Genomic DNA, 15,767 nt, shown 5'->3' on the forward strand with positions numbered 1-15,767 from the left:
GTCGAAGTCCTCTCATCTTTCCCCGCATCGCACCCTGCGGCGGGGACGGAATTGGCACCTGCCCCGCCGGACGCTCATCGATGAGCGCGCGGGGTGGTTGCCGGGGCGTCGTCGGGCCGTATCCCTCAGCCCCTCTGGATGAGGTATGCAGTTGTGTCGCCGAGTCTAGGCAATCCGGACGCGGCCGTCGCCTGACAATCCCAGCCTGTGAGCGAAACCTCAGCGGCGCCGTTGCCGTACCCCCCGGCGCCGCTGAGCATCGCCGTCAGGCCGGCACGGACCGCGGTTCAGCCTGATCCAGGGTGACCGTCGCCGCCCCTCGGCGCCACAGGTTGTCCACCGCCCAGGTGCCCGGACCGAGCACCGCCACCAGGAAGAACGCCCAGCAGAAGAGGACGGACAGTTCGCCGTTGTTCCGCAGCGGCAGCAACGCCTCGGGCTGATGGACCACGAAGTACGCGTAGGCCATCGAGCCCGATGCCAGCAGGGCCGCCGGCCGGGTGAACAGCCCCAGGAGCACGAGGACGCCGCAGACCAACTGGATCATCGCGGCGTACCAGCCCGGCCACTGGCCGAGCGGCACCGCCTCGCCGCTACCACGGTTGCCGCCAAAGACGCCGAAGACGGACGACATGCCATGAATGAGGAACAACAGCCCGATGACAATACGGAACAGGGACAGAGCCGGCCCGCCGAACCGGTCAGTGCGCATTGGTACCTCCTACGAGTGGGTGGTGGTACCAGAATGCGGACTTCATATATAGTTGTCGATGCAATCTCTCTTGTTGGGAACGCTCCCATATTCAGTCTAGCGGCCGAAACTTCCGGGAGCACCACCACGGCCGGCGCCTTGCCGCCCGCTACCCGTTCAAGCGGCGGGCGACAGAGTCGGCGCCGCCAATGCGACGATGCTCCGATGCCACGCACAACGGTCCGCAGCTCGGCTCCCGGTGGTTGTCGGCTCCGCTCGGTGCCGATCTCGATCGCGGCAGCGTTCGGCCTGCTCTCCGGGTGCGCACCAGCCGGCGACATCGTGGCGGTGCCGCCCGGCCCGGTCCCGGGCTCCAGCGGACCGGGCGCCGCAACCTCCGGCGCCACGCCGCCCAGCGACGGCGGTCTCGGCGGCACGCCTGCCCGCGACGGCCATCCCGGCGGGAGCAACGGTCCGACGTCCGGCTGCCCGGACTCCGGCGTGAGGATCACCTATCGGGGCGTCAGCGCCGCGATGGGGCTGCGGGCGATGGGCCTGGAACTGGTCAACTGCGGCGACCGCCCCTACCGGCTGCGTGGATATCCGGAGCCGAGCCTGCGGGACGCGGACGGCAAGGCCATCCCGGTCCGGGTGATCCGGGGCGCGAAAGGGATCACCTCCGGCTTCGACGATCCACCGCGGTCGCTGGTGCTGGCCCCCGGTGAGGCCGCCGGCGCCGCACTGCTCTGGCGCAACCTGGTCGACAACCCGACCGTGGTAGCGACGAACGCCGAGCACCTCGACATCGCCCCGTTGCCCGGCCGGCCCGCGCAACGGGTCGTCATGGAGGGGCGGATCGACCTGGGCAACACCGACCGGCTCGGGGTGAGCGCCTGGCGGAAGCAGACGCCGAGCACGCCGGAGCCGACGCGCGCCATACCGGTCCCGCCGCCCACCACACCGGTCCCGCTGCTCTGACCACGTACGGTGCGCTCAGCTGGTGATGTCCTTGCGGGTGAAGCGCCAGAAGGCCAGGCCCCAGAACACGGTCGCATAGCAGATCGCCGAAACCGTGCCCCGGACGATGTCGTCGGTCTGCACGGGGGTGGAGAGCAGTCCCAACCACGCGGTGCTGTAGTGGGTCGGCAGGAACGACCGGATCGCGCCGAGCGCGGTGATCTGATCCAGGATGCTGGAGAGAATCCACAGCAGCACCGCGCCACCCACCGCGCCGAGCGCCGCGTCGGTGGTCACCGAGAGCAGGAACGCCAGGCCCGCGACCACCAGCAGGACGATCGCCAGGTACCCGAGCACCGCGAGCAGCCGCAGCAGTCCCTCGCCCGGCTCCAACTGCGCGGCGACCGTGCTGCGCAGCGGTGACCAGCCGTAGCGCAGGGTGCCGATGGCCAGTGCCGTGCCGGCGAGCAGTACCAGCGCCAGCGCCGAGTACGCGAGCGCGACCAGCAGCTTCACCGTGAGCAGTCGGGCGCGGGGCACCGGAACCGCCAACAGATAGCGCAGACTTCCCCAGCTCGCCTCGCTCGCCACCGTGTCGCCGCAGAACAGCGCGACCACCACGACCAACAGGAACGAGGCCGACACGAAAATCGTGAAGAGGGTGAAGTTCAGCCCGCCGGAGGTGGCGAGATCGATCAGGCTGCCGAACTCTCCGCCACCGTTGTCGTCGTCGTTGGGGTCGAACTGGAACGCGATCAGGATGATCAGCGGCAACAGCACCATGAAGCCGAGCGCCAGCTGGGTACGCCGACGCGACGCCTGCCGGCGGAACTCCGCGCCGAACGGCAGCGTCCGGGCGGGCCGGTAACCGGCCGCCGCCCCCGAGGCGGCAACGGTTGTCGTGTCCCGCGTCGGCTCGACAGTCGATCCCGCCATCACCGGTCCCCGCTTCCCCGAGAGTTCTCGCCCACCAGGGCGAGGAAGGCATCCTCCAGGCGACGCCGGGGCACCACCCGGTCCACCGCGATCCCGGCCCGGACCAGTTCGGCGACCACCTCGCTGCGGGCGGTGCCGTTGGTGTCGACCACCAACTGCCCGTCGGCGTCGTCCAGGACCCGTACCCCACCGAGGCCGTCGAGCACGGTCCGGGCCGCGCCCGGGTCACTCACCTCGAACAGCACGCTTGGCGAGTCACCGACGATTTCCCCGACCGGCCCGGAGGCCACGATCCGGCCCTTGTTCACCACCACGGCGTGGGTGCAGGTCTGCTCCACCTCGGCGAGCAGGTGGCTGCTGACCAACACCGCCCGGCCGTCGGTGGCGTAGCGCTGGAGCACCCGGCGCATCTCGGCGATCTGCGGTGGGTCCAGCCCGTCGGTCGGTTCGTCGAGCACCAGCAGTTCCGGCAGCCCGAGCATGGCCTGGGCGATGGCCAGGCGCTGTCGCATGCCGTGGCTGTACTTGCGCACCCGTCGGTGCACCGAGGAACCCAGCCCGGCGATCTCCAGGGCCTGCTCGAAGTGGGCGTCGGCCTCCGGCCGGCCGGTCGCCCGCCAGTACGCCCGCAAGTTCTCCAGGCCGGACAGGTGCGGCAGGAATCCCGGCCCCTCCACCAGGGCGCCGATCCGCGACAGCACGGGCGAGCCGGGCACCAGTCGATGCCCGAAGACGTAGATCTCCCCCGCGGTCGGCTGGGTCAGTCCCATCAGCACCCGCAGGGTGGTGGTCTTGCCGGCGCCGTTGGGCCCGAGCAGGCCGACCACCTGACCGGGGTGCACCTCGAAGTCCACCTCGGAGACGGCCACGAAGCCGTCGGCGTACTCCTTGCGCAGTCGGCGCACGGCCAGCGGGGTGTCCGCGTACTCCGGATGCACGGAGGTGTCCTGGCGACGGTGCCGGCGGCGCAGCACGGCCACGAGCACGACGACCCCGAGCACGATCGCGGCGAGCAGCCCGACCAGGATCCAGCGCCAGAGCGCCGCCTCGGTGGGGATCGGGTCGGCGTCGACCGTCGGCAGGCTGACCGGGGTGTCGCCCACCGCGACCGCGTAGACAGTCGGCTCGATCGGGGTCGTGTAGGCCTGGTCCGAGGTGGCCACCACCAGCCGGAGCCGGTGACCGGCCGCCACCCGGTGCACGATCGCCGGCAGGGTCACGGTGACCGGCGCGGCGGCGTCGACGCTCGCCGGCAGGCCGCTGAGCCGGATCGGCGCGATCAGCCCGCTGGGCAGGGTGGCCGCCCCCTCCGGGTCGACCACGTAGAGCTTGGCGAAGAGGACGGCCTCGCCGCTGCTCGACGCGGCGCGCAGCGACACGGTCGGCGCACCGACGATGTCGACCGCCTCGGTCAGCGGCTCGGACTCGAACCGGGCGTGCTGCCCGGGTATGTCGGCGGCCACCCCGCTGAGCAGTGAACTCAACGAGCCGGCGAACGGCACCGAGGAGATCGCGGCGGGGTTGCCGCGGGGCGGGTTGGCCACCGGCTGGGCCGGGCCGGCCACGGCCACCTCGACGCGGGACTCGCCGCCGAGACCGGGGTATTCGTCGATGCGGTAGCCGGTGGCGACCAGCCCACGGTCCATGGCGTCGAAGCCGGCGATCCGGGAGAACGTGAAGGTGTCGCCCGGTGAGTCACCGTCACCCGCGACGTAGTGGTCGAGCCACTGCGCGGTGAGGAACTTGACCCGGTCGGAGTCCGTTTGTGGTCCGGAGCCGCCGTCGTGGCCGCCGGTGAACCAGGCCACCCGGACCGGGGTGCCGTTCGCGGCGATCCCCCGGGCGTTGGCATCGGCCTCGGCCAGCGGGAAGAGGGTGTCCGCCGCGCCCTGCACCAGCAGGGTGGGCGCGGTGATGCGGTCCAGCGCCCCGGCCGGACTGGACCGCCGCAGCAGGTCGACGGCGGCCTGGTCGGCCCGGCCGCTGGCGGCGATGCGCAGGTACGCGGCGCAGACGTCGGCAGCGAACCGCCCGCAGGACGGATCGGGCAGACCGCCGACGGCCGGTGCACCGGGGGCGGTGCCAGGCCCCTGGCCCGGGGCGGGGCTGGGCGGCCCGGCGCCCGGCGCGCCCTCCGGCGTCTCGGCGCCGGTGCCGGAGATCCCGGCCGGGCCGGAGCCGACGTTTCCGCCGCCGCCGAAGAAGATGCCGGCCCAGCCGGACTTGAACACGCCCTCGGTCGGCTCGCCGCCGGTGCTCTCCGGCAGGAAGGCGCGGGACAGGTCATTCCAGGTGATCATGGGAACGATCGCGTCGACCCGCTGGTCCTGGGCGGCGAGCAGCAGTGCCAGCGCCCCGCCGTAGGAGCCGCCGACGACGCCCACCCGGGGGTCACCGGCGGCGTCGGTACGAATCTCGGGGCGTGCGGCGAGCCAGTCCAGCAACCGCTGGGCGTCGCGTACCTCGTGGTCGGGACTGTCCAGGTGGATCTGCCCGCCGCTGCGGCCGAAGCCGCGCGCGGTCCAGGTCAGTACGGCGTAGCCCCGGTCGGCCAGGTCCTCGGCGTCGGTGCGGACCGACTCCTTGGTGCCGCCGAAGCCGTGCGCGAGCAGCACCGCCGGCACCTCACGGCCAGCGCCGGCAGCACGCGGAAGATACAGAGTGGTGTCCAGGTCGACCGGCTCGTCGCCGTCCGGTCCGGACCGGACGGTGAGCATCGCGGACTCGGTACGGAAGCCCGGCCGGTCCGGCCAGACCGCCCACACCACGGCCGCCGCCAGCAGGACGACAGCCGCCGTGGCGGCGAGGGCCCGGCGACCGGTGGGCAGGGCACGTCGCAGCCGCGCGGCCGAGAACGGCGATCTCATTGGGCAAACGGTACGGCCCGCAACCTGAGTATTAGCTGAGATCCGCCGTACGTCCGTTCTGATAGCCCGATCGTCATCCGGCGAAGGTCGTCTGCACAGCATGCAGTCGGCGAACCTTTGGGATGACTTCGCATCGCGGGAATTCCTGCCTTTCATCTTAATCTATACTCAAGTACGCCTATCTCCCGGGTCAGCGGTACTTACCGTGAGCGAATTGATCGCCGTTAGTCACATCGCTCGAAGTGACGCAAACCTGACCGTCGCCGACCGAGCCCAGACCAGCAGGCTTCGATTAGTTTTCCGGTCCGGCGCACGGGACCGGCTCGTCGACGCCGTCGGACAACCTGCGCCACGCCGGAGGAGACAACCATGACCGTTCCCGCTCCGCGGGTCCGTCGCCGGCCCCGGACACCGGGCCGGCTGTTGCCGCTGCTACTCGCCACCGCGCTGCTGGCGCCGGTGGCGTTCCTCGTCGGACAGGCACACGAACTCGTCGACACCGACCGTGACGTCGTCGCACGGGAGCGTCTCGGTGTCGAGTACCTGCGCGCCCTCGGCCCGGTGACCGACGCGCTTGTCGACGCGCAGAGCGCCGCCGTCACCGGCCGGCCACTGCGGCGGGACACCCTCGACCAGGCGGTCGAGCGGGCCGCCACGGTCGACGCGCGCATCGGTGGCGAGTTGAGCACCAGCGAGCGGTGGGCCGGACTCCGCGCGAAGTTGGAGGCGCTGCCCGAACGCGCGCTCACCGACCGGGAGGCCGCCTTCACCGTGTACGGCGAGGTGACCGATCTGCTGCTGGCCCTGCACGGAAAGGTCCGGGAGACCTCCGGCCTGATCCGGGACACCGGTGTCGACGCGTACTTCCTTCAGGACGGCGTCGCGGAGGAGATGCCGGAGGCCATGGTGGCCGCCGGTCGCCTCACCGACCTGGCCGTACTGATGAACCGCCGGTCCGACGCCGAACGGATCCAGTCGCTCAGCCAACTGGCCACCCTCCGGGCCGCCGCCCTGCAACCCGCGAACGACCTGGCCAACAACCTGCGCGCGGTGGTGGAGAACACGGAGAGCGCCGACCTCGGCGCGAACGTGCTCACCCCCTTCGACGCGTACCAGCGGGCCGTCGAGACGATGGCGCTGCACTCCCAGCCGATCGACCGGGCCGGCACGGTCGACACGACCCGACTCCTCGCGGCCCGCAACGAGGCCCAACAGGCCGCGAAGCAACTCCAGCCGGTCCTTCTCGACGAGATCGACCGGCTGCTGGTGGAGCGCCTCGACGGATTGGACCGGGATCGTCTGCTGATTCTCGGCGCGGGCGGTCTTGCCGCACTGCTGCTGGTCGGGCTCGCGGTGAGCGGCTGGATGTCCCGTCCGCGAGACACTTCAGCCACACCCACGGCCGGCGGCGCACCGGCACCGCCGGCCGGTGGCCGGTGGGACGCCGCCGGGGCACGCACCGTCGAACCGCCACCGGCGCTACAGCCGGTGGGACAGGTCCATGATCCGGATCGGTGGAGGCCCTTCGATGCTGCTCGATAGGCTCCGGATCCGGGGCAAGCTCACCCTGCTGGTGACCATTCCCCTGCTCTGCATGCTGGGGCTGACCCTGCCGGTGGTCCTGGAACGAGCCGGAGTGGCCCAGCGGGCCGGCGAGATCGACCAGACCGTCCAGCTCGCCAGCCGGGTCGGCACCCTGCTCCAGCACCTGCAGCGGGAACGCATGCTCGCCATCGGCCTCCTGCTCGGGCAGGTCGAACGCAGCGCGCTGGTGCAGGAGATCGCGGAGGTGGACGACCGGATCGTCGACCTGCGGGTCGACTTCGACGACGAGCTGCCGGCCGAGGTGGACAGGGCACTCGACGGCGTGGCGCAACTGGCCGAGGTACGCACGGCCGTACTGGCCGGCGAGGCGACGCCGCCACAGGTGATCGGGGCGTACGGGCCGATTCACCTTGCCTTGATCGACTCGTTGCGGCTGCCCTTCGACGTGGACACCCGGACCCCGGCCGGACGGCAGACGCTGGCCCTGGACAGCATCCTGCGCAAGAGCGAGGGACTCAGCGGCGGTGGTGCCCTGATCGTGCTGGTCGCCGCCGCACCGAACCCGCAGCTCGCCACCGCATTCGTGGCCAACATGGCGACCCTGCAGTCGGAGAGCAACAAGATGCTCGGCCTGCTCACTCCGGAGCAGCAGGCGCTCGTCAACATCGAGCAGACCGCGGTGGACGCCCGGACCAACCCGGAGTTCCTGCAACAGAGCGCGCTCGACCCGGCGGCGGCGGTGGCGGACATCCCTGTCCAGGCGCTCTTCCCGACCGTCTCCTCGCTGATCACGCTGGGTCAGTTCGTCGAGAAGAAGCTGGTCGCCGACGTGACCGCCGAGGTACGCGCCCAACGGCAGGCGGCGCTGGCCGGGGCGTACTGGGTGACCGGCCTGGTCGCGATGATCCTGGTCGGCGTGGTGCTGCTCGCCCTGGCCATCGGCCGCACGGTGACCGGGCCGCTGACCCGGCTGACCCGTTCCGCGGACCGGGTCGCCCGGGTCGCCGAGTCCGAACTGGTCCGGGTGGCCGACGACGAGACCGACAACGCCCAACCCGTCCGACTCGATCCGGTCGACGTCCGCGCCCGGGACGAGGTCGGCGACCTGGCCCGGGCCTTCGAACGGGTGCAGAACACCGCCGCCAGGCTGGTGGAACGGCAGGCGGCGAGCCGACGCAACGTCGCCCAGATGTTCGGTCACGTGGGCCGGCGTACCCAGAACCTGGTCGGTCGGCAGATCGCCCTGATCGACCGGTTGGAGCAGCAGGAGACCGATCCGGGACGGCTGGAGAACCTCTACCGGCTCGACCACATCTCCAGCCGGCTGCGGCGCAACGCGGGCAACCTGGTGGTGCTCTCCGGAGCGGTGGGCGACGTCGCGCACGTCGCGCCGGTTCCACTGGCCAACGTGGCCCGCCTCGCCCTCGGTGAGATCGAGGACTACACCCGGGTGGACGTCCAGGTGCCGAGCGAGGCCGCGGCGGCACCGGCGATCGTCGGCGACCTGGTGCTGGCGCTGGCCGAACTGATGGAGAACGCCACCGTCTTCTCGCCGCCGCACACCAGGGTGCTGGTCAGCGGCGAACTCACCGAGAGCGGCGTACAGCTCACCGTGGTGGACCACGGCATCGGCATGACCGAGGCGCGGCTGACCGACGAGAACGCCCGACTCACCCGCCGGGAGCGGCTGGACCTCGCCCCCACCGAGGTGCTGGGGCTGTTCGTGGTGGGGCGGTTGGCCCGCCGGCACCACTGGGCGGTCGGTCTGGCCGCCACCCCGGGCGGCGGTGTCACCGCCACCCTCCAGATTCCCCGTACGTCACTTGTCCTCGGGACGCCCGAGCCGGCCGGCCTACCGGTCCCGCCGGTCGGCCGGGCCGCGCCGGTGGCCGCCCTGCCGGCCCGACACCAGCTTGAACCGGTGCCACCGGCCCGGGACGCCCCGACGGCGGTGAACCTGTCCGTCCCTCCGACGGAACCGGCGGTGGCTTCGTCCGGGTTCAACCCCACGCTGCTGACCCGGGCGTCCGAGAGCATGGAGGTGTCCGAGTCCTGGGATGCGTTCGCCACCGGCCCGGAGCCCGCCGGGAACACCGACCTGGAAACCGTGACGGTGCCCCAGGCCGCACCGGTGTCGGCGGCTCCGCCGGCCCCGATGCCCGGCATCCGGCAGCGGGTCCCCGGTGCCAGCCTGCCGAGGACGGCACCGAAGGTGGGCCCGGTCGACGCCGGTGGCGTCGATCCGAGCGCCGCCCGCGCCGCTGTCGAGGCGTTCGAGTCGGGGGTACGCCGGGCCGAGCAGAGTCAGGCCGACGCCCTGCCACAGCCGGTCGCACCGCCGGCTCCCCCGGGGCTGTCCCAGCTGTCCCGCAGAGTGCCCGGCGCCAACCTGATCGAGCAGCTGCCGCAACAACCGCTCACTGAGGACCCGGGTGATCCGGCCGAGGTCCGCGATCGCATGACCGCGTTCGAGACGGGCGTGGCCCGGGCTCTGCGCGACGTCCGTAACCACCGCAGCGACGACGAAGGAACGCCACGTTGACCAGCCCGCACGTGCACGAGAACCTCGACCACCAGAGCCACGGAGACCTCAGCCCCGAGGCCCGCACCTTCAACTGGCTGCTGGACTCCTTCACCTCCGGAACCGCGGGGGTGCTGGAGGCGATCGCCGTGTCGTCGGACGGCCTGCTGATGGCCATGTCCGCGATCAAGGACCGGTCCAACGCGGAACGTCTCGCCGCGGTCGTCTCCGGCATGACCAGCCTCGCCGGCGGTGCCGCCAGCTGGTACGCGTTGGGCGGCCTGAACCGGGTGGTGGTGGACATGGCCGAGGGCTATCTCCTGATCAGCGCGATCAGCAGTGGTTCGGTGCTCGGCGTGGTCGCCGACCGGTCGGCGAACCTGGGCACCGTCGCCTACGAGATGACCCTCTTCGCCGGCCGGGCCGGTGGGGCGCTCACCCCGCGGCTGATCGCCGAGCTCAAGAACTCCGTACAGCAATGAATCCCGACGCCGCCGGTGCCGAACAGGAGCCGGTGATACGCATCCGGCCCTACCTGCGCGAGTCCTCCCCGGCCGGCTCCGCCGGCCCGGCAGGCGCACCGGCGGCGATCGGACCGGAGACGGAGGAGGTCGGGCCGAGCGGACCTCGCCCCTTCGTGCTGACCGCCGGCCGGGTGGCCGGTGCCGATCCGACGATCGGCCTGGAAACCCAGGTGACCGCCCGACCGACAACCGAATCCTGGAGCGTCACGGCCGCCCGGCTGGCCCCGGAACTCCAGGCGATCGTGGCGCTCTGCGGTGAGCCGATCTCGGTGGCCGAGATCTCCGCCAAGACCCGGTTGCACTTCGGCGTGACCCGGGTGCTGGTGGGCGATCTGCGCGCCGCCGGCCACCTGGACGTACACGTGACCGACGCCGACGACGCCCTCGACCCCGACGTCATCCTGCGAGTGATTGATGGACTCCGTGCAATCTCCTGACTGGCCCGCCGCGCCACCGGGCGCGCTCGCCGCCAACAGCGCCGCGGCCCGCTACAGCGGCCCCGCACCGACCCCGCCGTCGATCGGCCGGGCCACCGCGCCACCGCCACCGCCCCACGCCGCCACGGCACCGCCACCGTACCGGCCGCCCGCCGCGACGCCCGCCGCGCCGGGTACCCACCGGGCGACACCGCCGATCCCGGTGAAGATCCTGGTGGCCGGTGGCTTCGGTGTCGGCAAGACCACCACCGTGGGATCGATCTCGGAGATCGCCCCGCTGACCACCGAGGCGGAGATGACCACCGCCGGGATCGGGGTCGACGACCCTGGTCAGCGCTCCGGGAAGACCACCACCACGGTGGCGATGGACTTCGGTTGTGTCACCATCGATCGAAGCCTGAAGCTCTACCTGTTCGGCACACCGGGCCAGACCCGTTTCGGGTTCATGTGGGACGACCTGGCCCGGGGAGCACTCGGCGCACTGGTGGTGGTCGACAGCGCCCGGCTCGACGACTGCTACCCGGCGGTCGACTTCTTCGAACGGGCGGGACTGCCGTTCGTGGTCGGGGTGAACGCCTTCGACGGGCGGTTGGCGCACGACCTCGGCGCGATCCGGTGGGCTCTGGCGATCGGCGAACATGTACCGATGGTGCAGTTCGACGCGCGGGACCGGCTCTCGGTCCGGGACGCCCTGCTGGTCGTCCTGGATCGTGCGCTGGACCGGGCCACCCGGGAGAAACGGGCCTGAGCCGACCGGCTCGCGGGCCCCTCGTGGGAAGGGGTGAGGCGGATGAGAGGCGGACTGGACGAGACTCTGGCCCGGATGCGTCGGCGTGAGGAGGCGCTGCGCCGACGGGCTGCGGACCCGACCGTGCCGGCCGACGAACAGCCCGGTCCGGAGCCGGGCCACGGGTCCGGTTCCGGTTGGGGCCGGACCGACAGCCGCAACGCGGGACCCGGCTGGGCCGGTATCCACGAACCGGCCCACGAGGCACCGCCCCGGCACCCGGTGGAGGACGTGGCCGAGGCGCTGCGCGCGGCCGTCGCCGCGCATCCGGGGGCATCCGTCGCCGCTCGGGTCGAGCACGACGGGCAGGCGTACGACCTCCGGGTGGCCTGGGTCGACCAGAAGGTCACGGTGAGCGGACAGCCCGCCGCACCGCCACCTTCCTGGCCGCTGTCGGTGAAGACCGTCCCCGGTTGGTCCACCGCTCAGGAGGGGCTGAGCGACGACCCGGCGGCCCGGCTGGCCGAGCTGATCCGCCGGGATCCGTCCCTGCTCACCGGGGAGGAGCCGGCGGGCTGACCGGACGACGGGTGACCAGGCGCTAGGGTCGGGCGGTGGGCGAACCCGAGCTGACCCTGATCGCGAGCCTGCGGCCGGCCGCACTGGACGCCCGGCGGGGCATCGTCCGGCTGCACCCGGAGGCGCTCACCGCCCTCGCGCTGCGCCCCGGTGACCCGGTCCGGCTGGCCGGGCGACGGGTGACCGCCGGCCTGGTCGCGGCGGCCGACGGCACGGCCAGCGCGGGACTGCTGCACGCCGACGACCTGATGCTGGGCAACCTCGGCGTCCGCGACGGCGGGCAGGTGCGGCTGAGCCCGAGTCCGGTGACTCCGGCCCGCCGGGTGCTGCTCGCCGGGCCGGCCGAGATCGTCGCGGTGGTCTCCCCGGAGATGCTGCGGCTGGCCCTGCTCGGCAAGGTGGTGACCACCGGCGACGACGTCTCCCTGCTGCCTCAGGACGTGCTGCCGGACGCCTCGACCCGCACCCTGGTCGAGGTGGCCCGGCGTAGCCTCGCCACCCGGGTCGGCTACGCGTGGACCAGCACCCTGCTGCGGGTACTGGCCGCCGAACCGGATCCGGGCGCGCTGGTCACCATGGACACCCTCGTCGGCTGGGAGCACGGCCCGACGACCCACGGTGGCGCCGGGGCCGGCTCGGTTGCTCCCAGTCCGACCGGAGCAGACGGGCCGGGCGACGGCGGCACAGGGGGCGCCGGGACGAACGGCGGCCGACCGACGGGCACCGGGACGGTGGCCGACGGCCGGGACGGGAGCACGACCGGTCTTGACGTGCCGTCGGTGGACGAGTTGCCCGGCCTGCGCGCCCAGGCCGAGGAACTGACCGAGCTGCTCGACCTCGGTTTCCACCATCGGGAGGTGCTCAGCCGGCTGGGCACCACCGTGGCGCTGGGGGTGCTGGTGAGCGGTCCGGCCGGCTCCGGCAAGGCGGCCCTGGTCCGGGCGGTGGCCGCCCAGGTCGGTGCCCGGATGCATCCGCTCTGGGCGCCGGAGGTCGCGGCGTTGACCAACGACTCGGCAGCGGCCCGGCTGCGGGCGCTGACGGCGCAGGCGCTGGCCGGCGGGCCGGCCGTGCTGCTGGTGACCGACGTGGAGGCGCTGGCCCCGGCGGAGGCTGCCGGACCGGTGGCGACGGTGTTCCGGCAGTGCGTGGCACGGCTCGTCCAGGCCGGCGCGGCAGTGGTCGGCACGACCAGCCGGCCGGAGGCGGTCGACCCGGCCCTCCGCTCACCCGACCTGCTCTCGATGCGGATCGACGTACCGCTGCCCGACGCCACTCTGCGCCGGGAGCAGCTGACCGTGCTGACCCGCCCGGTGCCGCTCGCCGACGACGTACGGCTGGACGAGGTCGCCACACGTACCCCCGGTTTCGTCGCCGCCGACCTGGCCGCGCTGGTCCGTGAGGCCGGGGTGCGCGCGGCGCTGCGGCAGAAGTCGGCGCAGACTCCCACGGTGCTGATGGCGGACTTCACCGCCGCCCTGGAGGTGATACGGCCGACCACCATGGCCGCCGCCACCCTCGAACTGGCCCGGGTCACCCTGGACGATGTCGGTGACCTGGTGGAGGTCAAGCAGACGCTTACCGAGTCGGTGCTGTGGCCGTTGACCTACCCGGACACCTTCGCCCGGCTCGGCGTGCAACCACCACGCGGGGTGCTGCTCTACGGCCCGCCGGGCTGCGGCAAGACCTACCTGGTGACCGCGTTGGCCGGGACCGGCCGGGCGAACGTGCTGTCGGTCAAGGGCGCGGAACTGCTCTCCAAGTGGGTCGGCGAGAGCGAACGCGCGGTACGGGAGCTGTTCCGTCGGGCCCGGGAGGCCGCCCCGACGCTCGTCTTCCTCGACGAGGTGGACGCCCTCGCCCCGATACGCGGCCAGGCCACCGACGGTGGGACCGCCGACCGGGTGGTGGCCGCGCTGCTCACCGAACTCGACGGGGTGGAGGCGCTGCGCAACGTCGTGGTGGTCGGCGCGACGAACCGTCCCGACCTGGTCGACCCGGCGCTGCTGCGCCCGGGTCGGCTGGAACGGCTGGTGTACGTGCCGCCACCGGACGCCGAGGCCCGGACGGAGATCCTGCGCGCCGCCGCACGCAACGTGCCCCTCGCCGAGGGCGTCGACCTGCCCGCCGTCGGTACTGAGTTGGACGGGTTCTCGGCCGCCGACTGTGCGGCGCTGGTCCGGGAGGCCGCGCTGGCCGCGATGCGCGAGTCGCTGACCGCCTCCACGGTCACCGCGGAGCACGTCGCGGCGGCCCGGTCGCGGGTCCGTCCGTCCCTGGACCCGGCTCAGGTCGCCTGGCTCGCCGCGTACGCCGAACAGCGCGGCTGAGCGCACCCGGTCAGCAGGCGGTCGCGTCGTCCAGCGAGATCTCGGCGTACACCCGGTCGTCGGCCTCGCGGAGCTTCGCGCCGCACTTCTCCAGCACGGACAGCGCGCCGCGGTTCTCCGGCGCGGTGTCCGCGACCACGGTCCGCATGCCGGCCGCCGCCGCCAGGTGCAACAGTTCCCGCAACGCTGCCGCGCCGATCCCCTGACCACGGGCCGACCGGCCGAGCCACATGCCGACCTCGGCGACACCGGGCTCGTCCCGTCGGCTCATCCGGATCATGCCGACCACCTCGCCGCCCGCCACGATCGCGTACATCGCGCGACGGGTGGACGCACCCAGCCCACCGAAGCTGGCCCGGTGGAACTCCCGGAACGCCTCCCGCCGCGCGTTCGACCAGCCGGCCGGCGCCTCCACCGGCGGCATGACGTCGGCCGGCTCCGCCTCGGCCACCGCCACCGAGAGCAACGGTTCGAGGTTCCGCTCGTTTACCGGCTCCAACCGGACCGCACCAGTCACGTGCCGCAGTCTTCCGCGCCCGGCGCCGCACGTCCACCCGGTTGGCGACGACCGGCCCCTCCGGTGAAGCGGACCGACCGGTCGGGTCGAATCAGCTCCCGGGTCACGCTCCGCGATCGTCCGGCCGGGCGAACTCGCAGTACACGGCGGAGGCGTCGTCGGCCGCCTTGTGCCGACGCCGTCGGTCGGGATGGTCCCGTTCGGCGGCGCGGACCCGGTCGATGAGCGCGTCCGGGCCCTGCGTAGCCACCACGTCCAGCAGGCCGGACCAGTCGAGCAACCCGAATTCCTCGACGACGGCGGAGGCGCCGTCGGTGAGCAGCACGGCGCGACGCAACGCCGCAGGTCCGTGCCGGGGCACCGTGCCGACCACCGCGTGGTAGGCGGCGTCCGGATCGGCGGCGGCGACCCAGTAACCGTGGGTACGGTTCATCCGCTCCCGCTGCGCGGTGACGGCACGCCGGAACCGGGTGGCCCGGTCGGCCGAATCGGGCAGCAGGTCGGCGGTATCCCGCAGGTCGGCCGCCGAGGTGGCCAATCGGTCGTCGACCACCACGTCGACGCGACCACCGGTGTCGAGCACCAGCGGGCTGTCACAGAGCACCAGGTAGTCGACCTGGTCGCCGCCGTCGCGGAGCAGGCACACCGTGCTCGACGGGGTGCCGGGGTGATCGAGGTCGCACTGCTCGCCGTGGTCGGAGCGGACCGCGAGGATAGCCGCGGCCAGGTTGCTCACCAGCGTCGCGGCCGGGCGGGCGGCCTCCGCCAGGCCGAGCCGGGCGGCCAGGTGCCGGACATACCACTGCGGGCCGTGCACGCAGCCGGTGTCGAAGCCCTCCGGTACGGTGGCGCCGTCGAGCACTCCGACCAGCGGCCCGAACCGGAACACCAGGTCCTCGTTGACCGTCCGACCGGGTGGCGGGGCGGACGCGGACCGTACCCGCAGGTCGGGTGCGGTCCCGATCACCGCACCCCGGCGGCGCTCGTTCGAAGCCGCCTCGGGCACACCGGTCTCCGGGTGCGCCGTTCGTGCCGGTTGTCTGGGCCCCCCGCCGGTCATCGCCACCTCCCCCCGCCCCGGCTACCCACCTGGCGCCGGAAGACACTCCTTGACGTTGCGGGCACGACACGCGGGC

At 72.7% G+C, this 15,767-nt stretch carries 13 protein-coding genes and 1 riboswitch; of the genes, 8 read left to right on the plus strand and 5 right to left on the minus strand.

All coding sequences use genetic code 11. The annotated features are described in order from the left end of the window. Positions 1-9 precede the first annotated feature (9 nt). Positions 10-145: riboswitch (SAM riboswitch) on the minus strand. A 120-nt stretch (positions 146-265) separates the two neighbouring features. Continuing rightward, complete coding sequence (locus KBX00_RS08065; RefSeq protein WP_210824868.1) at positions 266-712, minus strand: DoxX family protein; 447 nt, start codon at positions 710-712, stop codon at positions 266-268. A 204-nt stretch (positions 713-916) separates the two neighbouring features. Here KBX00_RS08065 and KBX00_RS08070 point away from each other — a divergent pair, with 204 nt between their 5' ends. Continuing rightward, positions 917-1,669, plus strand: a complete 753-nt coding sequence (locus tag KBX00_RS08070; protein WP_210824870.1) for a DUF4232 domain-containing protein — start codon at positions 917-919, stop codon at positions 1,667-1,669. 15 nt (positions 1,670-1,684) lie between these two features. Here KBX00_RS08070 and KBX00_RS08075 read toward each other — a convergent pair whose 3' ends face one another. Both KBX00_RS08075 and KBX00_RS08080 read right to left on the minus strand, forming a co-directional pair. Beyond that, the gene (locus KBX00_RS08075) at positions 1,685-2,584 is read right to left on the minus strand and encodes an ABC transporter permease (RefSeq protein WP_210824872.1); all 900 of its coding nucleotides are present in this window, start codon (positions 2,582-2,584) and stop codon (positions 1,685-1,687) included. Continuing rightward, on the minus strand, positions 2,584-5,451 hold the full coding sequence (locus tag KBX00_RS08080) for an alpha/beta fold hydrolase (protein WP_210824874.1): 2,868 nt from the start codon (positions 5,449-5,451) through the stop codon (positions 2,584-2,586). The genes KBX00_RS08075 and KBX00_RS08080 overlap by 1 nt, the downstream gene beginning before the upstream one ends. A 369-nt stretch (positions 5,452-5,820) precedes the next feature. Here KBX00_RS08080 and KBX00_RS08085 point away from each other — a divergent pair, with 369 nt between their 5' ends. Genes KBX00_RS08085 through KBX00_RS08115 form a run of 7 tightly spaced genes read left to right on the plus strand, consistent with a single transcriptional unit; the run spans position 5,821 to position 14,114 of the window. Further along, entirely contained in the window at positions 5,821-6,993 is a 1,173-nt protein-coding gene (locus tag KBX00_RS08085; protein WP_210824876.1) for a hypothetical protein, read from the plus strand. Beyond that, positions 6,980-9,538, plus strand: coding sequence for a nitrate- and nitrite sensing domain-containing protein (locus KBX00_RS08090; RefSeq protein ID WP_210824878.1), 2,559 nt, complete (start codon positions 6,980-6,982; stop codon positions 9,536-9,538). Before KBX00_RS08085 ends, KBX00_RS08090 begins: the two co-directional genes overlap by 14 nt. Next, positions 9,535-9,999, plus strand: coding sequence for a roadblock/LC7 domain-containing protein (locus tag KBX00_RS08095; RefSeq protein WP_164448556.1), 465 nt, complete (start codon positions 9,535-9,537; stop codon positions 9,997-9,999). Before KBX00_RS08090 ends, KBX00_RS08095 begins: the two co-directional genes overlap by 4 nt. Next, on the plus strand, positions 9,996-10,478 hold the full coding sequence (locus KBX00_RS08100) for a DUF742 domain-containing protein (RefSeq protein WP_210824880.1): 483 nt from the start codon (positions 9,996-9,998) through the stop codon (positions 10,476-10,478). The genes KBX00_RS08095 and KBX00_RS08100 overlap by 4 nt, the downstream gene beginning before the upstream one ends. Then, complete coding sequence (locus KBX00_RS08105) at positions 10,456-11,226, plus strand: ATP/GTP-binding protein (RefSeq protein ID WP_210824883.1); 771 nt, start codon at positions 10,456-10,458, stop codon at positions 11,224-11,226. The genes KBX00_RS08100 and KBX00_RS08105 overlap by 23 nt, the downstream gene beginning before the upstream one ends. Positions 11,227-11,268: 42 nt before the next feature. After that, complete coding sequence (locus tag KBX00_RS08110) at positions 11,269-11,784, plus strand: hypothetical protein (RefSeq protein WP_210824885.1); 516 nt, start codon at positions 11,269-11,271, stop codon at positions 11,782-11,784. Between the two features lie 35 nt (positions 11,785-11,819). Beyond that, on the plus strand, positions 11,820-14,114 hold the full coding sequence (locus KBX00_RS08115; protein WP_210824887.1) for an AAA family ATPase: 2,295 nt from the start codon (positions 11,820-11,822) through the stop codon (positions 14,112-14,114). A 10-nt stretch (positions 14,115-14,124) separates the two neighbouring features. Here the strand turns inward: KBX00_RS08115 and KBX00_RS08120 are convergent, their stop codons facing one another. Continuing rightward, on the minus strand, positions 14,125-14,631 hold the full coding sequence (locus KBX00_RS08120; RefSeq protein WP_210824889.1) for a GNAT family N-acetyltransferase: 507 nt from the start codon (positions 14,629-14,631) through the stop codon (positions 14,125-14,127). Between the two features lie 103 nt (positions 14,632-14,734). Next, positions 14,735-15,637, minus strand: a complete 903-nt coding sequence (locus KBX00_RS08125) for a hypothetical protein (protein ID WP_210824891.1) — start codon at positions 15,635-15,637, stop codon at positions 14,735-14,737. Positions 15,638-15,767 lie beyond the last annotated feature (130 nt).

This window comes from Micromonospora sp. C95 (assembly GCF_018070465.1).
Taxonomy (GTDB): Bacteria; Actinomycetota; Actinomycetes; order Mycobacteriales; family Micromonosporaceae; genus Micromonospora.